Here is a 22,792-nt window from a genome sequence, read left to right on the forward strand (position 1 = left end):
GCTAGGACGGGCGGCGCTAAACGGTCTAGACCTTTTGCCGGTCCGAAGGTTAGCCTCGCCAGCATGAGCGACTCGGCCCGCATCGTGATCATCGGTGGCGGGGTGGGCGGCGCGTCCGTCGCCTACCACCTCACCCAACTCGGCGAACGCGACGTCGTCCTATTGGAGCGGGACGAGCTCACCAGCGGCTCCACCTTCCACTCGGCGGGCCTGGTCGGCCAGCTCCGCGCCGATCCCACCCTGACCCGCATGAACCAGTACTCCGTCGAGCTCTACCGCACCCTCGACGCCGGATGGACGGAGTGCGGCGGCATCAAGCTGGCCTCCACGCCCGAGCGCATGGCGGAGATCCGCCGGCAGATCGGCTGGGCGCGGACGTTCGGGCTGCCGCTGGAGGAGATCTCGGTGGCCGAGGCCGTCGAGCTGTTCCCCCTCATGGACCCCGAGGGCGTCGTGGGCGCCGCGTACCTGCCCACGGACGGGCAGATCGACCCCTCGCAGCTCTGCTACGCCCTGGCCCAGCGGGCGCGCGAGGGCGGGGCGGTGATCCGTACCCACACCAGGGTGCTCGGCATCACGACGGCGAACGGCCGCGTCACCGGCGTGCGCACCGACCAGGGGGACATCGACTGCGAGATCGTGGTCAACTGCGGCGGCATGTTCGCGGCCGAGATCGGCCGCATGGCCGGGGTGCGGATCCCGATCGTGCCGATGTCGCACCAGTACGTGGTCACCGACGCCTGCCACGACCACACGGGGCTGCCCACGCTGCGCGACCCCGACCTGCTCGTCTACTACCGGCAGGAGGTGCAGGGGCTGGTCATGGGCGGGTACGAGCGCACCTGCGCGCCCTGGACGGCCGGCCCGAACTCCTTCGACGCCGTCCCCGCGGACTTCAACGGCCGCCTCCTGTCCGAAGATTGGCCGAGATTTGAGGAAATTTCGGATAATTCTCGGATTCGTGTGCCTGCGATGGCCGACGTCGGCATCCGCAAGCTGATCAACGGCCCCGAGGCGTTCACCCCCGACAACGAGTTCTGCCTGGGGGAGACGGAGGTCGGCGGGTTCTTCGTGGCGGCCGGGTTCTGCGCGCACGGCATCGCGGGCGCGGGCGGCATCGGCAAGGTGATGGCCGAGTGGATCGTCGAGGGCGAGCCCAGCATGGACCTCTGGCACATGGACATCCGCCGCTTCGGCCGCCAGTACCGCTCGCCGTCGTACACGATCAAGCGGGCCGTCGAGAACTACGAGACCTACTACGACATCCGCTACCCCGGCCACGAGCGCTCGGCGGGGCGGCCCCTGCGGCTCTCGCCCGCGTACGGCTGGCACGCCGCCCACGGCGCCGTCTTCGGCGAGAAGTCCGGCTGGGAACGGGTCAACTACTACGACTCGAACGCGACGGACGAGGGGGAGCGGCCCGGCGGGTGGGCCGGGCGGCTCTGGTCGCCCGCGATCGGCGCCGAGCACCGGGCCACGCGCACCACGGCGGGCCTGTTCGACGAGAGCTCGTTCGCGAAGATCGAGGTCTCCGGCCCGGACGCGGCGGACCTGCTGGAGTGGGTGTGCGACAACCGGGTCGCCCGCGAGGTCGGCGCCGTCACCTACACCCAGGCGCTCAACCGGCGCGGCGGCATCGAGTGCGACTTCACCGTGACCAGGCGGGGCGAGCAGGAGTTCCTGATCGTCACCGGCACGGCGTTCGGCTCGCACGACCTGGGCTGGCTGCGCAAGCAGGCCGCGCGCACCGGCGCGACGGCCCGGATCGCCGACGTCACCGGCCAGTACGCGTGCTTCGCCCTGTGGGGCCCGCGCGCCCCCGAGATCATCGCCGGGCTCACGCCCGACCCTATGGACTTCCCGTTCATGTCGTCGCGGGAGATCACCGTGGGGGACGTGCCGGTGCTGGCGCTGCGGGTCACGTTCGTGGGGGAGCCGGGCTGGGAGCTGTACTGCTCCACCGAGTACGGGCTGGGACTGTGGCAGGAGCTGTGGCGGGCGGGGGAGCCGTACGGGCTCGTGGCCGGCGGCTACCGGGCCATCGACAGCCTGCGGCTGGAGAAGGGCTACCGGGTGTGGGGCGCGGACATCGGACCCGAGACGACGCCGTACGAGGCGGGGTTGGGGTTCTGCGTCAAGACGGACAAGGACTTCCTCGGCAAGGACGCCCTGGACCCGGCGCCCGAGCGGCGGCTGCGGTGCGTGACGCTGCGCGACCCGAGGGCCGTCGCGCTCGGCAACGAGCCCGTACGGCTGGACGGGCAGGTCGTGGCCCGGGTCACCTCGGGCGGGTACGGCTACACCGCGAAGGAGTCGATCGCCTACGCCTACCTGCCGGTCGGCCCCGGGGCCCAGGTGGAGATCGAGGTCGAGGGCGCCTGGGTGCCGGGCGTCGTCGTCAAGACCCCTCTGGTTCCGTGACGCCGCTGCGTACCGAGATCCGGACCCGGTCGGGGCGGAACAGGTCCCGCGCGAACTCCACCGGCGTGCCGTCACCCGCGTAGGCGGTGCGCTCGATGAGCATGAGCGGCGCGCCGGGGGCGATGCCCAGCTCGGCGGCCTCCGCCGGACGGGCGATCACCGGGGCCAGGTGCTCGACCGCCGTACGCGGTTCCAGGTCGTAGCGGGCGGCCAGCAGGGCGTAGAGGGAGCCGGTGAGGTCCTGGTCGAGGAAGCCCGGCAGGGGCGGGAACCAGGAGCGCTCCAACGCCACCGGCGACAGCCCGGCCGAGCGCACCCTGGCCACCTCGTGCGCCGGCGAGCCCTCCGCCACCTGCAGCGCCGCGGCCACCGCCCGCGGGGCGGGCACGGTCGCCGCCGTCAGGACCCGCGCCTCGGCCCGCAGGTGGGCCCGCCGCATCTGCTCGGTGAACCCGGCCAGCCCGGTCAGGTCGCACTCGATGCGCGGCTCGGCCACGAACGCGCCGCCCGACCTGCCGGGCACCCTGATCAGCACGCCGTCGCGCTCCAGCGTGGCCAGCGCCTGCCTGAGCGTCATCCTGCTCACGCCCAGCCGCCCGGCCAGCTCCCGCTCGCCGGGCAGCCGGTCGCCCGGCTCCATCTCGCCGCTGGAGATCGACTCGAGCAGCCACCGCTCGATCTGCACGTGCGCGGGGACTCCCGTGCCACGCTCCAGCTCCGGCGGTGTCCCGACCACACGCGCATCTTGGCATGGGTTTCGACGTGAATGCCAAATGTGAGCCACTTGCCCGGGGTCCCGTGGGGCGGGGCGGCTCGCCGGGCGGGCGGCGCCTGCCCCTCGTCCCCAAGGGACCTCAGCGGACGTCGGTGGCGCGGTCGGTTGCGGTGGGACGTGCCTGGCGGTCGGGGGTGGGTCAGCCCTTGATGGCGCCCTGGGTGATGCCGTTGACGAAGCTGCGCTGGAAGATGAGGTACACGACCACGATCGGCGCGATGACGATCAAGCAGGCCGCCGCCAGCAACGGGATGTCCGTCGTGTACTGGCCGACGAACAACCCCAGCCCGCTCGGCGCCGTGCGCCGGTCCGGGTCCTGCATCATGACCAGCACCAGCATGAACTGGTTCCACGACCACATGAAGTAGAGAACCGACAGCGTGGTGACCGCGGGCCACGAGATGGGCAGCAGCACCCGCGCCAGCACCACGAAATCCCGGGCGCCGTCGATGCGCGCCGCCTCGACGAGTTCCTCGGGCACGTTCGAGAAGTGCGTCTGCATCCAGTACACCCCGAACGGCATGAACAGCGCCGCCTCGGCCAGGATGACGCCGACGTAGGAGTTGGTGAGGCCGACCTCGCGCAGGTTGAAGTAGAGCGCCACCACGATGACCTCGATCGGCAGCGTGAGCCCCATCACGAACCCGAACGACAACGTCCGGTGCCCCCACACCTTGAGGATCGCCAGCCCGAACCCGGCGAGCGTGGCCATCGCCACCGCGAGCGGCACCACGAAGAGCGCGATCAGCACGCTCGAACGCATGAGGTTGGTGAAGTTGCCCCGCTCCCAGGCGAGCGCGAAGGTCTCCCACGACCACCTGTCCGGGATGCTCAGCCCGTCGAGCTGCGCGCCCGAGGGGTGCAGGGCGGCCAGGACGATGCCGGCGAAGGGCACCAGCACCATCACCGCCAGCAGGACGAGCACTCCGTACCGGACACTGACACCGCCGAGCGTTCTCAACTCTGATCATCCCTGGTGAAGTATCGGACGGCGCTCACGACGGCGACCACGATCACGGTCAGCACGACCGCGAGCGCGCTGGCGCCGCCGATGTCGCCCTCGTTGAAGGCCAGCCGGTAGACGAGCAGGCCGGGCACGTTGGTCTGGCCCGCCGGGCCGCCGTTCGTGGTGACGAAGACGAGGTCGAAGCTGGCCAGCGCGGCGATCGTGGTGATGACGCCGGCGACCGTGATCTCCCTGCGCACCCCGGGCACGGTGACGTGCCGGAACTGCCGCAACGCCCCCGCGCCGTCGAGCCTGGCCGCCTCGTACAGGGACGGGTCGATCTTCTGCGCGCCGGCCAGGAAGAGCATCATGCACAGCCCGCTCATCACCCATGTCCCGATGAGGCCGAGCGCGATCAGCGCCAGGCCGTAGTCGCCCAGCCAGGCGCGGGTGATCGACCCCAGCCCCACCAGCTCGAGGAACTGGTTGACCACGCCGGACTCGCCGTAGAGCCAGCGCCAGGTGATGCCGACGGCGACGAGTGGCAGCACCTGGGGGAGGAAGAAGACGATCCGGAAGAACGTCATGCCCCGGCGCACCTTGCCCATCAGGAGCGCCGTCATGAGCAGCCCGACCCCGATGGGGATGACCGAGAAGAAGACGATCAGCGCGAGGCTGTGCAGGATGGCCTCATACAGCGCTGAATCACGAAAAATCTTGATGTAGTTGGAGAAACCTGCCCAGACCGGCGGGAGGATGCCGTCCCAGGTCAGGAACGACAGGCGGAGCGTGTTCAGCGCCGGCCAGATGGCGAAGCCCAGGTAGACCGCGAGCGCGGGCAGCACGTACAGCCAGCCCCGCGCCCGCCGCCTCCTCCCGTGCGCGGGCACGGGGGCAGCCCGCCCCCCGTCGCGGGCCGGAGCGGCCCGCGGCGGGGAGACGGCCGGGCTCAGCTCACGAGCCATGATGGGCGTCCCACGACTCCTGCAGGGACTTCAGGAAGGCGTCGGGGGCCATCTTGTCGCTGATCAGGCCCTGGATGCCGGGAGTCAGCTTGTCGATCATGCCGGGGGAGGCGAAGTCGGGGAACGGGACGATCCCGTTGCCCTGCGCCACCGGCGCGAAGACGCCCGCGATGTCGCCGCGCAGCCCCGTGGCGCCCAGCTCGGCCTTGGTGTCGACCGGCATGAACCCGCCGTCGAACTCGATCTTCGCCGCCTCCGGCGAGCTGAGGTAGTCGAGGAACGCCGCGGCGACGTTCGGGTTCTTCGACTTCGACGAGATGGCGTACGCGACGCTGGCGCCCGAGGCGACCTTCGCGGGCTCGCCCGACGGCGTGGGCATGAGGAAGAAGCCCACGTCGTCCTTCATCTCGGTCTCCAGGGTGGAGGCCGCCCAGTTGCCAGTGATCAGGAACGCGCTGCCGCCCTTGGCGAAGCTCGCCAGCGCGTCGGCGTCGGCCGTGGCGCTCGCCCCGGCGGAGACGTATCCCTTCTTCGCCCAGTCGGTCAGCGTCTGGGTGGCCTTCAACGCCGCCGGATTCTCGATCGTCGCGCCCGGCTTGCCGTACACCCACGAGCGGTAGTCGTCGACGTCGCCGGTCACGTTGAGCAGCGCGTTCCACAGGTGGAACCCGCCGACCTGGAGCGCGCCGTTGCTCAGCGGGGTCTGACCGGCGTCCTTGGCCTTCTGCATCGCGGCCTCGAAGTCGGCCAGCGTCTTCGGCGCCTCCTTCACGATCTTCTTGTTGTAGAAGACGCCGAGCACCGAGAGCCCGCCGGGCACGGCGTACAGGCTGCCGGTCCCGAACTGCTTGGCCGACCTGTCGGAGCTGAGGACCTCGAGGCTGGCCGGCGGGAACTTGGTGGTCCAGCCGTACGCCTTGGACCACGGGCTCAGGTCGAGGATGAGACCGGCCGGGACCAGGGAGTTCATCGCGCCGGGGTTGTACTGGGCGATGTCCGGCGCCGAGTCGGACGACATCGCCAGTTTGATGGACTTGATGTAGTCGTTGAACGGCGTCATCTGGGGCTTGACGGTGACGTTGGGGTGCTTCTTGGTGAAGCCGTCGATGAGCGCCTTGGTGGGCGGGTCGTTGGTGTAGGCCAGGGTCAGCGTCACCGGGTCGTTCGGAACGGTGGTCGATACGTTGACCTTGGTCGCCGTACTTCCCCCCGAACTGCTGGCGCCCGCGCAGGCCGTCAGCGCGAACGCCGTCGTGACGCTGAGCGCCGCGACCGCCGCGCGCCGGGCTGGTCTCCTCATGCGTGTGACCTTTCTCCTCAATCGGGTGGGTTCCTCAACGGCCCTCATGGCGACCGGTTCTCATCCGGCGGAGCCTGGTCTCACCAGGCCGAATCTGGTCCGTTCGATCTCGTCCAGCGAGTGCAGCAGCGCCCCGTGGACGACGGCGTCCTCCTGGAGCGTCGAGACCTCCAGCGCCGGCTGGTCCAGCGGCTCGCCGGAGAGGTGCCGCCGCAGCGCCGCGAGCAGCGTCTCGCCGCACCTGGCCAGGGGCCCGCCGATGACGACGAGCCGCGGGTTGAGGATCGCCCGGATCACGGTGATCCCCTTGGCGAAGCGGCGGGCCACCACGTCGATCGCCGCCAGCGCCGCCGGCTCGCCGTCGACGACGGCGTCCAGCACGGCCTCGAGCGCGTGCTCTCCCGCGGCCTCGATCCGGGCCAGGAGCGCGCCGTCGGCGGCGCGTCCGGCCGCGGCCGTGGCCTGGCGCACGATCTCCGCGCCGCCGACCCGATCCTCGAACGGGCCCAGGCCCTGCGGGCGGGGTGCGGAGGGGCCGTCGGTGAACAGGTCGAGGAAGCCGACGTCGCCGGCGTCGTTGGAGGCGCCGCGGTAGAGCTCGCCGTTCAGCACGATACCGGCGCCGACCCGTTCGCCCCAGTGGATCATCACCAGGGAGTCCTCGCGCCGCTCCGCGTCCCGCCACCGCTCGCCCTGCGTGGCCAGCTTGACGTCGTTGTCCAGGTAGACGGGGCAGCCGAGCGCCTCCGCCAGCCGGCGCACGAGCAGGTCGCCGGCCAGGCCGGGCATGCTCGGGATGAGCTTGATGACCCCGGCCGCCGGATCGACGATGCCGGGGGTGCCCACCGAGGCGAACCAGAGGTCGCCGGTCGTGACGCCGGTCGCCCGCAGCGTCCGCTCCACCGTGGACAGGAGCGTCTCCACCACCTGCTCGCCGCCGGCATCGGCGCCGAGCTGCTCCGCGCCGGAGGCCGTGACCGTGCCGGCCAGGTCCGCCAGCGCCACGCGCACGTCCTGCGGGCTGATCGACAGGCCCAGCACGTGGCCGGCCTCGGCCCGGAACCGTACGAGCTGCGCCGGCCGCCCCGCCCGGGTGGAGTCGCGATCAAGGGGACCGAACTCGACGAGCCCTTCGGCGACCAGCGCGTTGAGCGAGCGGGTGACCGCCTGGCGGGAGAGCCCCACGGCCTTCGCCAGCGCGGACACGCTCATGCTGGTCTCCCCATGCGGCGCTGCCCGCAACTTCCGCAGGACGGCGGCGGCGTTGACCTCGCGCATGAACTGCGTGCCGGCGGCGACGACCTGCTCCATGCTCTGTCTCCCTGCGATCGGTTGCCGGTACGCTAGCATTAATTATGGACCGTACGGAACTAATTCGTCGAGGGGTGTGAGCTGCAGTGTTGTCCGGTGAGGGCCCGCCCTGGGCGGAAACCGTCCGCGGCCTGGCCCGCCGCGTGCTGGGTCCCGTGGCCGAGTCCGTACGGTTCGCCGCCCGCGACGGCGACGGGCGCGAGTACGCCTACGAGGCGGCGGGCGGCGTGCTCGCCATCTCCGCGACGGACGGGGTCAGCGCCTCGGTCGCGCTCCACCACTATCTGCGGGAACGCTGCGGCACGTCCGTGGGCTGGGACACGGTGCTCCCGCTGGCGCTGACGTCCCTGCCCGACGCCCCGCCGCGACAGGGCGCGGCGCGGGTCCGGGAGGGCTACTACTTCAACTTCTGCACCTTCAGCTACACGATGCCCTACTGGGACTGGGCCGACTGGGAACGCGAGATCGACTGGATGGCCCTGCACGGCATCACCATGCCGCTGGCCGTCACCGGTCACGAGGCCGCGCTGCACGCCGCCTATACCGCGATCGGTCTCGACGACCGGCGGATCCGCAGCTTCCTGGGCGGGCCGGGCTATCTGCCGTTCCAGTTCATGGGCTGCCTGGACGGCTTCGCCGGCCCGCTCTCCTCGTCCTGGATCGAGAGCCATCGCGAGCTCGGCGCGCGCATCCTCGACCGCGAGCGGGCCTTCGGCATGACGCCCGTGCTCCCGGCCTTCACGGGACACGTCCCGTCCGAGCTCGCGTCCACGGGGCGGGCCGGTCGCCGCCTCTGGCAGGGGTTCGAGACCTGGGTGCTCGACCCGGCCGACCCGCTGTACGAGCCGATCGGCGCCGAGATCGCCCGCGCCCAGATCAAGCTCTTCGGCACCGATCACCTGTACGCCGCCGACCCGTTCATCGAGATGATCCCCATCGACGCCGACCCGGCCTTCCCCGGGGCCGTGGCGGCGGCGACGCTGGCCGGACTCCAGGCCGCCGACCCGGACGCGGTCTGGCTCATGCAGGCCTGGCCGTTCTCCTACCAGCGGGAGTTCTGGAGCGAGGACCGCGTCAACGCCTTCCTCGACGCGATCCCCGACGGCCGGATGATCGTCGCGGACCTGTGGGCGGAGCACGACCCGCTGTGGGGCCGCTTCCAGGAGTTCTCCGGGAAGCCGTGGCTCTGGTGCGCCCTGCTGAACTTCGGCGGCCGCACCGATCCGGGCGCCGACCTGCGTGGCGTGCCCGCCGGGATCGACGCGGCGCTGGCGGCGCCGAGCCCGCCCGCCGGCCTCGGCCTGTCCATGGAGGCCACCCGCAACAACCCGGTCTTCTTCGAGCTCGTCGCCGACCAGATCTGGAACGAGGTCCCCGACCTCGACGCCTGGCTCGACGCCTTCGTGACCCAGCGCTACGGCGCCCGGTGGACGGCCGAGCTGCGGGCGGCCTGGCGCGGGCTCCTGGAGACCGTTTACGACCCCCGGGGCCTGCCGATCCTCCCCCAGGCGTTCGAGGGCGTCATCACCGCGGCGCCCTCGTACGAGCGCGGCCCGGCCGAGCTGCGCGCCGACGTTGCCGGTCTCCTGTGGTACCGGCCGCAGGCCCTCGCCACGGCCTGGGAGCAGCTGATCGAGGTGGCCGAGCGCGACCCCGGCCTGGCCGCGGGACCGCTCGGGCACGACCTCGTGGAGACCGGCATCGCGTACCTGGCCAGGGTCGCCGACCGCCTCTGCCTCGACGTCCTGGACTCGGCGGGCAACCCGGAGCGGGTCGACCGGTTCCTGCGGGTCTTCGAGGACCTCGACCGGATGCTGGCCTGCCGCCCCGAATACACCTTCCGGCACTGGGAGGCCAAGGCCGTGTCGTGGGCCGGCGACCCGGACGAGCGCGCGGTCCTGCGCGACAACGCCCGCCGCATCATCACCGTGTGGGGGACCTCGGACAGCCCGCTGCTGGACGACTACGCGGGCCGGCACTGGGCGGGACTGGTCGGCGGTTACTACCGCGACCGCTGGGAGCTGTGGGCGCGGGGTCTGGCACGCGCGCTCGCCGGCGACCCCGGCGCGGAGGCCGAGCTGCGGGAACGGCTGCGCGAACGCGCCGAACTCTTCCTGCGGGAAGGCCCGGACCCCGCGGCGCCGGAGCCGGGCGATCTGGCCGCGGAGTCACGCCGGCTGCTCACCGCCTACGCCGGCTCGCTCGCCCAGCCGTACGAACACGATCGATGAGGAGCACGATGCCCCAGGTGGCACCACCGACCGAGAGCCGCAACCCGCGCACCGCCGACATCGACACGCTGGAGTCGGCGGACGTCCTGCGGCTGCTGCTGGACGAGGACGCCACGGCGGTCGCGGCCGCCCGCGCCGCGACCGCGTCGCTCGCCCGGGCCGTGGACGAGACGCATCTCCGGCTGGGCCGGGGCGGCGGCGTGCACTACTTCGGCGCGGGCGCGTCGGGGCGGCTGGCGGTGCTGGACGCCACCGAGATCACGCCGACGTTCGGGGTGGCGCGTGGCCTGTTCACGGCGCACTTCGCGGGCGGGCCGGGCGCGCTCACCGACTCGTCCGTGGACCGGGAGGACGCCGGGGAGCTCGGAGCCGCCGACGCCGGGGCGCTCGGCGAGGACGACGTGGCCATCGGGATCACGGCGTCCGGGGGCACCCCGTACGTGGCCGGGGCGCTGCGCGCGGCCAGGGCGGCGGGCGCGCTCACCGTGCTGATCACCTGCAACCCGGCCGCGCCGCTGCGCGACCTGGCCGAGATCCTCGTCGTCGCGGACACCGGGCCCGAGGCGCTCACCGGCTCCACCCGGCTCAAGGCGGGCACGGCGACCAAGGTGCTGCTGAACGCGTTCTCGACGGCACTCATGATCAAAGCGGGGCGTACGTACTCGAACCTCATGGTCGGGCTGGTCGCCACCAACGCCAAGCTGGAGCGGCGGGCGGTGAACCTGCTCGTGGAGGCGACCGGGGAGGACGCCGCGGCCTGCGGCGCCGCGCTGGCGGAGGCGGACGGGCGGATCCCGGAGGCGCTCGTACGGCTGCTCACGGGCTGCACGCCCGGCCAGGCGCGGGCCGCGCTCGCCGCCCATCCGGGCGTCCGCGCGGCCGTGGCCGCGCTGGGCGGGCACGCCGGATGAGCGGCTTCGCGGGCGTGGACGTCGGCGGCGGAGGCATCAGGACCCGGATCGAGAGCGGCGGGGAGATCGCGTACGGCGAGGACCCGGCGCCCGTGCCCCGCGCCGAGGGCCGGGTGGACCTCGACCGGCTCGCCACCCGGATCGCGTCGCTCATCGGGGACGCAGGACGGGCCCCCGTGCGGCTGGACGGGATGGCCGTCGGCGTGACCGGGCTGCCGGGGCTGGTCAGGGAGCCGGAGGCGTTGTGGCGGGCGCTGGGGGAGCGGTTCGGGCTCGGCACGCTCGTGGTCGCCGGCGACATGGTGACCACGCACGTCGGCGCGCTCGGGTTCCGGCCCGGAGTGGTGGTCGCCGCCGGGACCGGCGTCATCACGCTCGGCACCGACCTCGACCGCGTCTGGAACCAGTCCGACGGATGGGGCCACCTCCTCGGCGACCACGGCGGGGGCGCCTGGATCGGCGGCCAGGGCCTCCAGGCCGCCCTGCGCGCCCACGACGGCCGGGCCGGCGGCTCGCCCGCCCTCCTCGAACACCTGACGGCCCGCTTCGGCCACCCCCTGGACCTGGTGGCGCTCGTCTACGAGTCGGCCTCGCCGGCGCACCACCTGGCGTCGTTCGCGCCGTCGGTGGCCGACGCGGCCCGCGCGGGAGACCCGGTGGCGCGCGGGATCTGGACCGAGGCGGGGCGGCAGCTCGGCCAGACCGCCGTCGCCGCCGCGCCGGGGCTCGACCCGGTCTTCTCCTGGGGCGGGCGGGTCTTCGACGCCGCGGACCTGCTGATGGAGCCGTTCCAGGACACCGTGCGCGACCTGCTGCCGGGAGCCCGGTTCACGCCGCCCGCCGGCACCTCGGCCGACGGCGCGCTCGCGCTGGCCAGGGCCGCGGCGGCCGGCGAGGTCCGGCCGCGGCACCCGTACCTGTACGTCTACGCGGCTAGTGGGAGCCGGTCAGCAGCCGCAGCCGCGCCACCGCCTCCCCGAACTCGCTGATCATGTCGTAGACCACCTCGCGGGCCGGTCTGACCTGGTCGAGCTGGCCCACGACCTGCCCGACGAAGTAGTTGACCAGCTCCACCGCCCCCGGCTCGCCCTTCTCCGCCGCCGCCCCGATGCGGGCCATCGCGCCCTCGGCCACCAGCAGCTGCAGCGGCATCCCGAGCGGCCCGGGGCTCTCCTGGCCGGAGTCCCACTCCTCCGTCCAGGCCGACCTGAGCTGGCGGGCCGGCTTGCCCGTACGGGACCTGGACCTGACCGTGTCCAGCGACGAGGCGGCCAGGAACTTGCGCTTGACCGCGGGCGACGTCTCCGCCTCCTCCGTGGTCAGCCAGACCGAGCCGCACCACACGCCCTCCGCCCCGAGCGCCATGGCCGCCGCCATCTGCCGCCCCGACGCGATCCCGCCCGCCGCCAGCACGGGGACCGGGGCGACCGCGTCCACGACCTGCGGGACCAGCACCATCGTGGAGATGTCGCCGGTGTGCCCGCCCGCCTCGGTGCCCTGCGCCACGATGAGGTCGGCGCCCGCGGCCACCTGCCTGCGGGCGTGCTCGACCGTGCCGACCAGCGCGGCCACCGGCACCCCCGCCTCCCTGGCGCGGGCGACCATCTCGGGCGGAGGCGGCCCCAGGGCGCTGGCGATGAGCCCGATCGGGTGCTTGAGCGCCACGTCGATCAGCCCCGTCGCCCCGGCCGCCGTCACCCGCCTGCCGAACTCGTCCGCCGCCGCCGTCAGCGGCTGCATGGGGGCGCTCACGCCGTACTTGGACAGCAGGTGGGTGACGAAGTCGCGGTGCCGGTCGGGGACGAAGTCCATGAGGTGCGCCTGCCGGTCGAGCGCCGAGGCGTCGACCTTGCCGGGCACGAGCACGTCCACGCCGTACGGCCGGCCACCCACCTGCCCGTCGATCCAGGTCAGCTCGGTGTCGAGCTGCTCCGGCGAGTACGCGATCGCACCCAGGACCCCGAAACCGCCCGCGTTCGTGACGGCGGCCACGACGTCGCGGCAGTGGCTGAAGGCGAACAACGGGAACTCGATGCCCAGGCGCTCACAGATGGGAGTCCGCATGATCCGACGCTAACCGGCAGAAGCTTGTTCGGTCCATCCCCCGGGGCGGGCCCTGTGTGCCAGGAGGGCGCCGGGGGCGTGCCAGCCTAACTCCGAGGTGTAGCCGCGGACCAGCTTGGCCGGCACGCCGGCGACCACGCTGTGGTCGGGGAACTCGCCGCGGACCACCGCCCCGCCCGCCACCACGCACTGGCGGCCCAGCCTCGTGCCCGGCAGGATGATCGCGCCCGCCCCGATCCACGAGCCGGAGCCGATCGATACCGGGCTGTTACGCGGCCACTGCCGGCCGATCGGCACGTCCGGGTCGTCGTAGACGTGGTTCTGGTCGGTGATGTAGACGTACGGGCCGGTGAAGACGTCGTCGCCGACGTCGATCGACTGGTGGGCCACGACGTGCGAGCCGCGGCCGATCGAGCAGCCGCCGCCGATGCGCAGGATCGAATCCGGCCCCAGGTCGAGCCCCGGGCCCATGCCGCAGGACAGGGAGACGCGCTCGCCGATCAGCGTGTGGTCGCCGATCTCGATGTACCGCTCGCCGAAGATCGCGCCCGGGGGGAAGGCGATGCTGACCCCGTCGCCGATCCGGCCGAATCGGTAGCCGGCCGGGGCGGCGGGGGTGATCGCGCCCGCGCGCCGGATCGCCCCGTAGGCTCGGTGAATCAGCGCGCCGACCGCCCGCCGTACCAATGACATAGGGACCAAAGTTACCGCTAGGTCAAGCCGTTCGGGCATGTCGGGGGCGTTGTTTGATATCCTGAGAGCCCGTGGACACTTCGACCACACCTCGAGCCACGGGAGCCCCTTTGCGCAGCGCATCGCAAACCAAGCATCTGTTCGTCACCGGCGGTGTCGCCTCCAGCCTAGGCAAGGGGCTCACGGCATCCAGTCTCGGCCGCCTGCTCAAGGCACGCGGTCTCAGGGTCACCATGCAGAAGCTCGACCCGTACCTCAATGTCGACCCCGGGACCATGAACCCGTTCCAGCACGGCGAGGTGTTCGTCACCGACGACGGTGCCGAGACCGACCTGGACGTGGGCCACTACGAGCGCTTCCTCGACACCGACCTGCACGGCTCGGCCAACGTGACGACCGGCCAGGTCTACTCCAACGTCATCGCCAAGGAGCGGCGCGGCGAATACCTGGGCGACACCGTCCAGGTCATCCCGCACATCACCAACGAGATCAAGGACCGCATCAGGGGCATGGCCGCTCCCGAGGTGGACGTGGTCATCACCGAGGTGGGAGGCACGGTCGGCGACATCGAGTCGCTGCCGTTCCTGGAGGCCGTCCGCCAGATCAGGCACGAGGTCGGGCGCGACAACGTGTTCTTCCTGCACGTGTCGCTGCTGCCGTACATCGGGCCCTCGGGCGAGCTCAAGACCAAGCCGACCCAGCACAGCGTGGCGGCGCTGCGCAGCATCGGCATCCAGCCGGACGCGATCGTGCTGCGCTCCGACCGGCCCGTGCAGACGGCGATCAAGCGCAAGATCAGCCTGATGTGCGACGTGGACGAGGACGCCGTCGTCTCCGCCGTGGACGCGGCCTCGATCTACGACATCCCCAAGGTGCTCCACTCCGAGGGGCTCGACGCGTACGTGGTGCGCCGGCTCGGCCTGCCGTTCCGCGACGTCGACTGGAAGGAGTGGGAGGAGCTCCTGCGCCGGGTGCACCGGCCGGCCAAGGAGGTCACGATCGCCCTGGTCGGCAAGTACATCGACCTGCCGGACGCGTACCTGTCGGTCACCGAGGCGCTGCGGGCCGGCGGGTTCGCCAACGACGCCCGCGTCAACATCCGGTGGGTCAAGAGCGACGACTGCGAGACCCCCGAGGGCGCCGAGCGCGAGCTCGACGGCGTCGACGGCGTGCTGATCCCCGGCGGGTTCGGCGTGCGCGGCATCGAGGGCAAGATCGGCGCGATCCGCCACGCCCGCGAGGGCAAGATCCCGCTGCTCGGCATCTGCCTCGGCATGCAGGGCATGGTCATCGAGGCCGCCCGCAACATGGCCGGCATCGAGGACGCCAACTCCGCCGAGTTCGACCCCGACACCAAGCACCCGGTCATCTCCACCATGGCCGACCAGGAGGACGTCGTCGCCGGCGAGCGCGACATGGGCGGCACCATGCGGCTCGGCAGCTACACCGCCAAGCTCGGCGAGGGCACCCTGGCCAGGCAGCTCTACAGCGGCAAGGCCAAGGCCGACGAGCGCCACCGCCACCGCTACGAGGTCAACAACACCTACCGCGAGCAGCTCGAGAAGGTCGGCCTGGTCTTCTCCGGCCTGTCGCCCGACGGCCGCCTGGTCGAGTACACCGAGCTGCCCACCGACATCCACCCGTTCTTCATCGGCACCCAGGCCCACCCCGAGTTCCGCTCGCGCCCCACGCGGGCCAACCCCATGTTCAAGGGCCTCATCACCGCGGCCCTGACGTACGCCGACGCGCGGGTCTCGACGAAGGTGACCCAGTGAAGATCGAAGACACGCCCGAGGCGTGGGACGTCGTCGATTCCAAGGAACGCTTCCGCGGCCACGTCATCACGGTGGTCACGGACTCGGTGAAGATGCCCCGCGACGAGGTCGCCGACCGCGACATCGTGGTGCACCCCGGCTCGGTCGCCGTGCTCGCGCTCGACGAGCAGGAGCGGGTCCTGATGATCAGGCAGTACCGCCATCCCGCGCGCATGCTGATGTGGGAGCTGCCCGCCGGGATCCGCGACGTCGAAGGCGAATCGCTCGTCGAGGGGGCGGCGCGCGAGCTCGCCGAGGAGGCCGGCTACCGGGCCGACACCTGGCACACCCTCGTCGACCTGCGCTCCTCCCCGGGCATGACCGGCGAGCGGATCCGGGTCTTCCTCGCCCGCGACCTGACCAAGATCGAAACCGACTTCGTCCACCGGCACGAGGAGATCGACATGCCGGTCGAGTGGGTGCCGCTGGCCGACGCGGTCGAGAAGGCGCTCATGGGAATGATCCACAATTCCCCGGCCGTGGCCGGTATCCTCGCCGCGTACGCGGCTTCGGTCGAGGGGTTCGCCCTGTTGCGCCCCGCCGACGCCCCTGAGGTGTGACCGGAAGGACCTTTTCGTGGAGGCGGTGCTCTCCAGTTACCTCGCCCATCTGGCGGTGGAGCGGAGCCTGGCTGCCAACACGCTCGCGTCCTACCGTCGTGACCTGCGGCGATACGTCGACCATCTGCACGCGCGCGGCCGGGCGGAGCTCGACGAGGTGGGGGAGGCCGACGTGCTGGCCTTCCTCGCCGCGTTGCGCGAGGGCGACGGCGAGCACCCGGCGCTCGTCGCCAGCTCGGCCGCCCGCGCCGTCTCCGCCGTGCGCGGGCTGCACCGTTTCGCTCTGCGCGAAGGAGTCACGGCCCACGACCCCGCCCACGAGGTACGCCCGCCGCGCCAGCCGCGCAGGCTCCCCAAGGCCATCAGCGTGGACGAGGTCGAGCGCCTCATCGCCGCCTCCGGCCCCGACGGCGCGCCCCTGACCTTGCGCAACAGGGCCCTGCTCGAAGTCCTGTACGGCACCGGCGCCCGCATCTCCGAGGCCGTCGGCCTGGCCGTGGACGACCTCGAGGACGACCAGGTACGCCTGCGCGGCAAGGGCGAGCGCATGCGCGTCGTGCCCCTGGGCCGCTACGCCCGCTCCGCGCTCGACGCCTACCTCGTACGGGCCCGCCCCGGCCTGCTCGCCCACGGGCGCGGCACCCCGGCCGTCTTCCTGAACGCCAGGGGAGGCCGTCTGACCAGGCAGGGAGCGTGGGAAGTGCTCCAGGCCGCCGCCGAACGCGCCGAGCTCGACGGGATAAGTCCCCACGTTCTTCGCCATTCCTTCGCGACCCATCTGATAGACGGCGGCGCTGACGTTAGGGTGGTACAGGAGTTGCTCGGCCACGCCTCTGTGACGACCACGCAGGTCTACACCCTGGTGACGGTCGACAAACTTCGCGAGGTCTACGCCGCCGCGCACCCCCGTGCCCGGCAGTGATCTATAGTCTTTTGCGACGTGCGGCCGCCCTCGGCGTGCCGCCTTGCCGCCTAAAGTGGCGAGCCCATAGTGTCCGTCCGGACGGTCCGGTTCGGGATCGTCAGGGAGGTTCGAGCTGGTGACTGTGACGACCAAGGGTTCGACCCCGGGGACCCCCGACAACCCCTGGGGCGACACGAAGACCAACGCGCCTTCCAACGGCGTCAACCTCGGGCCCACACAGCGGCCCAGACCCGTGTTCCCCGAGCCGGTGCCGCCCGCGGTGCACGGCCCGGCGCGCGTGGTCGCGATGGTCAACCAGAAGGGCGGCGTCGGCAAGACGACGACCACCATCAACCTGGGGGCGGCGCTCGTCGAATACGGGCTCAAGGTGCTGCTGGTCGACTTCGACCCGCAGGGCGCGCTCTCCGTCGGCCTGGGCATCAACCCGCTCCAGCTCGACCTGACGGTCTACAACCTGCTCATGGAGCGGGGCGTCACCGCCGAGGACGTGCTCCTGGAGACCGGCGTCGAGGGCCTCGACCTGCTGCCCAGCAACATCGACCTGTCGGCCGCCGAAGTGCAGCTCGTCACCGAGGTCGCCCGCGAGCAGGTGCTCGGCCGGGTGATCAAGCCGCTGCTGCCGCACTACGACGTGTGCCTCATCGACTGCCAGCCGTCGCTGGGCCTGCTCACGATCAACGCCCTCACCTGCGCCCACGGCGTCATGGTGCCGCTGGAGTGCGAGTTCTTCGCGCTGCGCGGCGTGGCGCTGCTCATGGACACGATCTCCAAGGTCCAGGAGCGGCTGAACGAGGACCTCGAGATCGAGGGCCTGCTGGCCACCATGTACGACGCCCGTACGCTGCACGGCCGTGAGGTGCTGGCGCGCGTGGTGGAGGCGTTCGGCGACAAGGTGTTCCACACCGTGATCAACCGTACGGTCCGCTTCCCCGACGCGACCGTCGCCGGCGAGCCCATCACCACCTTCGACCCGTCCTCGCTCGGTGCGAACGCTTACCGAGAGCTGGCCCGCGAGGTGCTCTCGCGCTGGCCGGCGCCTGCCACAATGGCCAGGTGACCGAAGCCGAGCAGCCTCAAGGGTTCCAGGTCCACCTGGACGTCTTCGAGGGACCCTTCGATCTGCTCCTCGGCCTCATCGCCAAGCACAAGCTCGACATCACCGAGGTCTCGCTCTCCAAGGTCACCGACGAGTTCATCGCCTACATCCGTTCCCGCGGGACCGAGTGGGACCTCGACCAGACCAGCCACTTCCTGCTGGTCGCGGCGACCCTGCTCGACCTCAAAGCGGCCCGGCTGCTGCCCTCGGGCGAGGTCGAGGACGAGGAGGACCTGGCGCTGCTGGAGGCCAGGGACCTGCTGTTCGCGCGGTTGCTGCAGTACAAGGCGTACAAGGAGGTGGCGAAGCTCTTCGCGGGGCGGATGGCGGAGGAGGCGCTGCGCTTCCCCCGTACGGTGCCGCTGGAGCCGCAGTTCGCCAACCTCCTGCCCGAGCTCATCCTGGGCATCGGGCCCGAACAGCTCGCCAAGATCGCCGCCAAGGCCTTCACCCCCAAGCTGCCCCCCACCGTCAGCGTCGGGCACATCTACCAGCCCCTGGCGAGCGTCAAGGAGCAGGCGGCCATCCTCGTCATGCACCTGCGCCGCCTCCGGCGCGCCACCTTCCGCACGCTGGTGGCCGACTGCTCGGGCACCTTCGAGGTCATCGCCCGCTTCCTGGCGGTGCTGGAGCTCTTCCGGGAGTCGGCGGTCACCTTCGAACAGGTCGAAGCGCTGGGGGACTTGCACGTAACCTGGACGGGCGCTGACGACGGGGACGTCGCGGTGGGGGACGATTACGAGGAATCCGCGGAGAAACCACGCAATGACTGACAACCCACTGCCCACCCCTCGCCGATCCCCCGACTCCGAGCCCCCGCTCCCCGCCTGGATGACCCTCCCCGGCTCCCTCGCCCAACCGTCATCCCCTTCGGCAGAGGACACGCCCGACCCATCGTCCCCGGAGGTTGCCCCGCAACCAGAGGACGCGCCTTTTACGGACGACGCCGCGCAAACGGACGACGCCCCCTTTGCGGCGGACGCCGGACCGGCCGACGGGACGCCATCGGCAGCCGAGGCCGGATGGACCGACGGGGCCACACTCGCCGACGATGCAGGATCGGCCGACGGGGCGAGGCTGGGTGGGGCGGCAGGATCGGCCGATGAGGCGCTTTCGGCCGACGGGTCGCTTTCCCAGGAGGCGCCGTCGGACAGCGCATCGGCGCCGGCCGCTCCTTCCGCCGCCCCGGGCGCGGCTCCTTCGGGCGCCGGGTCGGCGGGTCGTGGTGCGGCGGGGCTCGGCGCAATGCGCGCGGCCGATGAGGTGCTTTCGGCCGACGGATCGCTTTCCCCGGAGGCGCCGTCGGACAGCGCATCGGCGTCGGCCGCTCCTTCCGCCGCCGCGGGCGTGGCTCCTTCGGGCGCCGGGTCGGCGGGTCGTGGTGCGGCGGGGCTCGGCGCAATGCGCGCGGCCGGGGAAGCGGGCGTTTCGGAGGCCGGTGGGGCGTCGGCGGTTGACGGTCGCGAGGCGGGTGGCGCGGCTGCGGCCGCGGGCTCGGGTCCTTTGGGCGCCGGGTCGGCGGGTGGTGGTGCGGTAGAGCTCGGCGCAGTGCGCGCGGCCGGGGAGGCGGGCGTTTCGGAGGCCGGTGGGGCGTCGGTGCTTGACGGTCGTGCGGTGGGTGGTGTGGATGCCGCCTTGGGTGCGAGCCAGGGGCGGGGTGGGGAAGGCTTCGAGGAGGGGCTCGGGGGCGCGGAGGAGGGGCAGGAGCGGGCCGGGGAAGGGCCGACGCTGGAGGCGGCGTTGGAGGCCATCCTGCTCGTCGTCGATGAGCCCGTGTCCGAGGTCACCCTGGCCCAGGTGCTGGAGCGGCCCACCCACGACGTCGTCGCCGCATTGCGGGGCCTGGCGGCGGAATATACCGCTGCCGGCCGAGGTTTTGACTTGAGAGATGTTGCAGGCGGCTGGCGTTTCTACACGCGTGCCGACTGCGCACCCCTGGTCGAGCGGTTCGTACGCGACGGCCAGCAGACGCGGCTCACCCAGGCCGCGCTGGAGACACTCGCGGTCGTGGCTTACCGGCAACCGGTGAGCCGGGCTCGCGTCGCCGCGGTACGCGGCGTCAACAGCGACGGCGTCATGCGGACGCTCGTCGCGAGAGGGCTGGTCGAAGAGGCCGGCACCGACCCGGAGAGCCAGGCAGTGCTCTACCGGACAAGCTCATACTTCCTTGAACGTCTGGGACTGCGGGACCTCAGCGAGCTCCCCGAGCTCGCGCCCTTCCTCCCCGACGACGTGGAAAACCTCGAGGAGACAACAAAGTGATCAACAGGCGTAGCACCCCGTCCGGTGATGGACGCGGTCGTGGACGTACCGGCGGCTCGGGTCAGGGCCGAGCGGGACGTCCCGCCTTCCGCTCCGATTCCAGTTCAGGATCCCGGTCCGGCGGCGGCTTCCGCGGCGGGTCCGGGGACTCCCTCCGCGCCGACCGGAGCGGCTCGCGCGCCCGGTACGGGTCCGATGGCCGCGAGCAGAGGTTCCCCCGTGGTGAGCGCGAGGAGCGCTACCCGGCGCGTGACGACCGCGGCAGCCGCTACGAGGGCCGCGGCAACCGGGCCGATGACCGTGGGAGCCGGTACGAAGACCGCAACGGGCGTGGTGAGCGCCAGGAGCGGCCCCGCGGCGACCGGGGCGGATACCGCTCCGAGCGCCGCGACGACGAGCGCGGCGGCGAGCGTCGCGGTGAGCGCAGCGGCGGGTCCCGGGACGACAGCCGCGGTTACGGTGCCAGCCGTCGCGACGACTACGGCGACGAGCGCGCCCGCGGTTCCCGCGACGACCGCGGCGGCTACGGCACCGAGAGACGCGACGAGCGTGGCGGCTACGGCAGCGACAGACGCGACGAGCGCGGCGGTTACGGTGCCGGGCGGCGCGACGAGCGTGGTGGTTACGCGGCCGGGCGGCGCGACGAGCGTGGCGGCTACGGCAGCGACAGACGCGACGAGCGCGGCGGTTACTCAGCTGGGCGGCGTGACGAGCGTGGCGGTTACTCGGCCGGTCGACGCGAGGAGCGCAGCAGCTTCGGCGCCGGGCGACGCGAGGAGCGTGGCGGCACCGGTGCCGGCCGGCGTGATGAGCGCAGTGGTTACGGTGCCGGGCGGCGTGACGACCGTGGTGGTTACGCGGCCAACCGGCGTGACGACCGTGGCGGTTACACGGCCAACCGGCGCGATGACCGCGGCGGTTACGCGGCCGGGCGGCGCGAGGAGCGTGAGGGCTTCGGCACCGGGCGGCGCGACGACCGCGGCGGTGCTGGGCGGCGTGACGAGCGTGGCGGTTACGCGGCCGGGCGGCGTGACGAGCGCACCGGTGGTGGTGGCGGGTTCCGGGCCGATCGGAGCGGGCGCAGGGACGGGGCTGCTCCGGCGTCCTCGCGTGCCCGTTTCGGCAGGCGGGACGGCGACGCCCGTGCCGCCGACCGCGCCCCCCGTACCCCCCGCCGCGACGACGTGCAGACGATCGGCAGCGGCAGCCCGCAGCGCGACCGGGTGAAGGCCGCTCGCCAGCCCCTCCGCGACCGCGACTTCTACCCCGACGACTACACCGACGAGCGCGACACCACCGAGGTCCCCAACGGGGTGCGGCTGCAGAAGGTGCTCGCCCAGGCGGGCGTGGCCAGCCGCCGGGCCTGCGAGGAGATGATCGGCGACGGCAGGGTCACCGTGAACGGCCAGGTCGTGCGGCGGTTCGGCGCCAAGGTGGACCCGGCGACGCAGGTCATCCACGTGGACGGCAAGCGCATCCCCACCGCCCCCGACCTCGTCTACTACGCCCTGAACAAGCCCATCGGCGTCGTCTCCACCATGAGCGACCCGCAGGGCCGCCCGTGCCTGGCCGACTACGTGGAGGAGCTGGCACCGAGGCTGTTCCACGTGGGCAGGCTGGACACCGAGACCGAGGGCCTGCTGCTGCTCACCAACGACGGCGAGCTGGCCAACCGGCTGACGCACCCCAGCTACGGCGTGCAGAAGAAGTACTGGGCCAAGGTGCCGGGCCCGATCCCGCGCGACCTGGGCCGCAGGCTCAAGCAGGGCATCGACCTGGAGGACGGCCTCGTCAAGGCCGACAGCTTCGCGATCGTGCAGGAGCACGGCCAGCAGGCGCTGGTCGAGGTCGTCCTGCACGAGGGCCGCAAGCACGTCGTGCGGCGCATGCTGGAAGAGGCGGGCCACCGGGTGATCGACCTGGCCAGGATCGAGTTCGGGCCGGTGAAGCTGGGCCGTACCAAACCCGGGACGGTTAGGGCGCTGAGCTTGAAAGAGGTCGGTGAGCTGTACGCGGCCGTGAAGCTGTAATCTGGCCGGACGCAGGAGCCCGTGCGAACCTCCGCACGGGCTCTCCCGCTATGGAAGGGGACTGACCACATGGTGCGGGCGATCCGCGGGGCGATCCAGGTGGAAGCCAACGACCGCGACTCGATCATCGCAGGCACGACCGAGCTGGTCACCGCGATCATGGAGCGTAACGAGCTGACCACCGACGACGTGATCAGCGTGCTGTTCACGGCCACGCCCGACCTGACGGCCGAGTTCCCGGCGCTCGCGGCGCGCAAGCTGGGCTTCCACGAGGTGCCGCTGATCTGCTGCACCGAGATCGACGTGCCGGGCGCGCTGCCCCGGGTGGTACGCCTCATGGCCCACGTCGACCTCGACCGCCCCCGCTCCGCGATCCAGCATGTCTACCTGCGGGGCGCGGTGAAGTTGCGGCAGGATATCGCCCAGTAACGCCCGGCGATTACGTCAGGGCATACTCACGCCCACTATGGCCCGATAAATCAGGACAC

At 72.0% G+C, this 22,792-nt stretch carries 19 protein-coding genes; 12 read left to right on the top strand and 7 right to left on the bottom strand.

Annotation, left to right across the window (positions count from 1 at the left end; translation table 11 throughout):
* The first annotated feature begins 63 nt into the window (after positions 1-63).
* The gene (locus tag HD596_RS32880; protein WP_185073119.1) at positions 64-2,421 is read left to right on the top strand and encodes a GcvT family protein; all 2,358 of its coding nucleotides are present in this window, start codon (positions 64-66) and stop codon (positions 2,419-2,421) included.
* Here HD596_RS32880 and HD596_RS32885 read toward each other — a convergent pair.
* The 5 genes from HD596_RS32885 to HD596_RS32905 form a co-directional block, all read right to left on the bottom strand.
* A complete protein-coding gene (locus HD596_RS32885; RefSeq protein ID WP_185073120.1) occupies positions 2,399-3,157 on the bottom strand; it encodes a GntR family transcriptional regulator in 759 nt (252 codons plus the stop codon). The genes HD596_RS32880 and HD596_RS32885 overlap by 23 nt on opposite strands.
* 178 nt (positions 3,158-3,335) lie before the next feature.
* Positions 3,336-4,100 carry a carbohydrate ABC transporter permease gene (locus tag HD596_RS32890; RefSeq protein WP_185078856.1) on the bottom strand — a complete coding sequence of 255 codons (765 nt, stop codon included), beginning with the start codon at positions 4,098-4,100 and terminating at the stop codon, positions 3,336-3,338.
* A gap of 53 nt (positions 4,101-4,153) precedes the next feature.
* Positions 4,154-5,107, bottom strand: coding sequence for a carbohydrate ABC transporter permease (locus tag HD596_RS32895; protein ID WP_185073121.1), 954 nt, complete (start codon positions 5,105-5,107; stop codon positions 4,154-4,156).
* Entirely contained in the window at positions 5,097-6,407 is a 1,311-nt protein-coding gene (locus HD596_RS32900) for an ABC transporter substrate-binding protein (protein WP_185073122.1), read from the bottom strand. Before HD596_RS32900 ends, HD596_RS32895 begins: the two co-directional genes overlap by 11 nt.
* 60 nt (positions 6,408-6,467) lie before the next feature.
* A complete protein-coding gene (locus HD596_RS32905) occupies positions 6,468-7,718 on the bottom strand; it encodes an ROK family transcriptional regulator (RefSeq protein WP_185073123.1) in 1,251 nt (416 codons plus the stop codon).
* 86 nt (positions 7,719-7,804) lie between these two features.
* Here HD596_RS32905 and HD596_RS32910 point away from each other — a divergent pair, with 86 nt between their 5' ends.
* Genes HD596_RS32910 through HD596_RS32920 form a run of 3 tightly spaced genes read left to right on the top strand, consistent with a single transcriptional unit; the run spans position 7,805 to position 11,849 of the window.
* Entirely contained in the window at positions 7,805-9,949 is a 2,145-nt protein-coding gene (locus HD596_RS32910) for an alpha-N-acetylglucosaminidase (protein WP_185073124.1), read from the top strand.
* Positions 9,950-9,957: 8 nt separating this feature from the next.
* Positions 9,958-10,860 carry an N-acetylmuramic acid 6-phosphate etherase gene (locus HD596_RS32915; RefSeq protein ID WP_185073125.1) on the top strand — a complete coding sequence of 301 codons (903 nt, stop codon included), beginning with the start codon at positions 9,958-9,960 and terminating at the stop codon, positions 10,858-10,860.
* Complete coding sequence (locus HD596_RS32920; protein WP_185073126.1) at positions 10,857-11,849, top strand: N-acetylglucosamine kinase; 993 nt, start codon at positions 10,857-10,859, stop codon at positions 11,847-11,849. The genes HD596_RS32915 and HD596_RS32920 overlap by 4 nt, the downstream gene beginning before the upstream one ends.
* On the opposite strand, the gene HD596_RS32925 is transcribed toward HD596_RS32920, so the two are convergent.
* Positions 11,794-12,924: an NAD(P)H-dependent flavin oxidoreductase gene (locus HD596_RS32925; RefSeq protein WP_185073127.1), complete on the bottom strand. Its 1,131-nt coding sequence runs from the start codon at positions 12,922-12,924 to the stop codon at positions 11,794-11,796. The genes HD596_RS32920 and HD596_RS32925 overlap by 56 nt on opposite strands.
* Positions 12,925-12,933: 9 nt before the next feature.
* Entirely contained in the window at positions 12,934-13,617 is a 684-nt protein-coding gene (locus tag HD596_RS32930; RefSeq protein ID WP_185073128.1) for an acyltransferase, read from the bottom strand.
* Between the two features lie 110 nt (positions 13,618-13,727).
* Here HD596_RS32930 and pyrG point away from each other — a divergent pair, with 110 nt between their 5' ends.
* The 8 genes from pyrG to aroH all read left to right on the top strand — a co-directional run bounded on the left by pyrG (position 13,728) and on the right by aroH (position 22,733).
* Positions 13,728-15,392 carry a CTP synthase gene (gene pyrG / locus HD596_RS32935; protein WP_185073129.1) on the top strand — a complete coding sequence of 555 codons (1,665 nt, stop codon included), beginning with the start codon at positions 13,728-13,730 and terminating at the stop codon, positions 15,390-15,392.
* Positions 15,389-15,991: an NUDIX domain-containing protein gene (locus HD596_RS32940; RefSeq protein ID WP_185073130.1), complete on the top strand. Its 603-nt coding sequence runs from the start codon at positions 15,389-15,391 to the stop codon at positions 15,989-15,991. Before pyrG ends, HD596_RS32940 begins: the two co-directional genes overlap by 4 nt.
* Positions 15,992-16,007: 16 nt before the next feature.
* Positions 16,008-16,913 carry a site-specific tyrosine recombinase XerD gene (locus HD596_RS32945; protein WP_185073131.1) on the top strand — a complete coding sequence of 302 codons (906 nt, stop codon included), beginning with the start codon at positions 16,008-16,010 and terminating at the stop codon, positions 16,911-16,913.
* A gap of 124 nt (positions 16,914-17,037) precedes the next feature.
* A complete protein-coding gene (locus HD596_RS32950; RefSeq protein WP_376776154.1) occupies positions 17,038-17,973 on the top strand; it encodes a ParA family protein in 936 nt (311 codons plus the stop codon).
* The gene (locus HD596_RS32955) at positions 17,970-18,785 is read left to right on the top strand and encodes a segregation and condensation protein A (RefSeq protein WP_313045375.1); all 816 of its coding nucleotides are present in this window, start codon (positions 17,970-17,972) and stop codon (positions 18,783-18,785) included. The genes HD596_RS32950 and HD596_RS32955 overlap by 4 nt, the downstream gene beginning before the upstream one ends.
* Before the next feature lie 850 nt (positions 18,786-19,635).
* Positions 19,636-20,274, top strand: coding sequence for an SMC-Scp complex subunit ScpB (gene scpB / locus HD596_RS32960; RefSeq protein ID WP_376776155.1), 639 nt, complete (start codon positions 19,636-19,638; stop codon positions 20,272-20,274).
* Positions 20,271-22,304, top strand: coding sequence for a pseudouridine synthase (locus HD596_RS65030; protein WP_313045376.1), 2,034 nt, complete (start codon positions 20,271-20,273; stop codon positions 22,302-22,304). Before scpB ends, HD596_RS65030 begins: the two co-directional genes overlap by 4 nt.
* Positions 22,305-22,373: 69 nt before the next feature.
* Positions 22,374-22,733 (top strand): chorismate mutase, encoded by a 360-nt coding sequence (gene aroH, locus HD596_RS32970; RefSeq protein WP_185073133.1) that lies wholly within the window; start codon positions 22,374-22,376, stop codon positions 22,731-22,733.
* Positions 22,734-22,792 lie beyond the last annotated feature (59 nt).

Source organism: Nonomuraea jabiensis (genome assembly GCF_014204795.1).
Taxonomy (GTDB): Bacteria; Actinomycetota; Actinomycetes; order Streptosporangiales; family Streptosporangiaceae; genus Nonomuraea; species Nonomuraea jabiensis.

Bases quoted from the DNA above. Each gene is read 5' to 3' on its own strand.
- HD596_RS32890 (WP_185078856.1), bottom strand. From the start codon at position 4,100: ATGGTGCTGGTGCCCTTCGCCGGCATCGTCCTGGCCGCCCTGCACCCC.
- HD596_RS32925 (WP_185073127.1), bottom strand. From the start codon at position 12,924: ATGCGGACTCCCATCTGTGAGCGCCTGGGCATCGAGTTCCCGTTGTTC.
- HD596_RS32895 (WP_185073121.1), bottom strand. From the start codon at position 5,107: ATGGCTCGTGAGCTGAGCCCGGCCGTCTCCCCGCCGCGGGCCGCTCCG.
- HD596_RS32880 (WP_185073119.1), top strand. From the start codon at position 64: ATGAGCGACTCGGCCCGCATCGTGATCATCGGTGGCGGGGTGGGCGGC.
- HD596_RS32930 (WP_185073128.1), bottom strand. From the start codon at position 13,617: ATGTCATTGGTACGGCGGGCGGTCGGCGCGCTGATTCACCGAGCCTAC.
- HD596_RS32900 (WP_185073122.1), bottom strand. From the start codon at position 6,407: ATGAGGAGACCAGCCCGGCGCGCGGCGGTCGCGGCGCTCAGCGTCACG.
- HD596_RS32920 (WP_185073126.1), top strand. From the start codon at position 10,857: ATGAGCGGCTTCGCGGGCGTGGACGTCGGCGGCGGAGGCATCAGGACC.
- HD596_RS32905 (WP_185073123.1), bottom strand. From the start codon at position 7,718: ATGGAGCAGGTCGTCGCCGCCGGCACGCAGTTCATGCGCGAGGTCAAC.
- HD596_RS32915 (WP_185073125.1), top strand. From the start codon at position 9,958: ATGCCCCAGGTGGCACCACCGACCGAGAGCCGCAACCCGCGCACCGCC.
- aroH (WP_185073133.1), top strand. From the start codon at position 22,374: ATGGTGCGGGCGATCCGCGGGGCGATCCAGGTGGAAGCCAACGACCGC.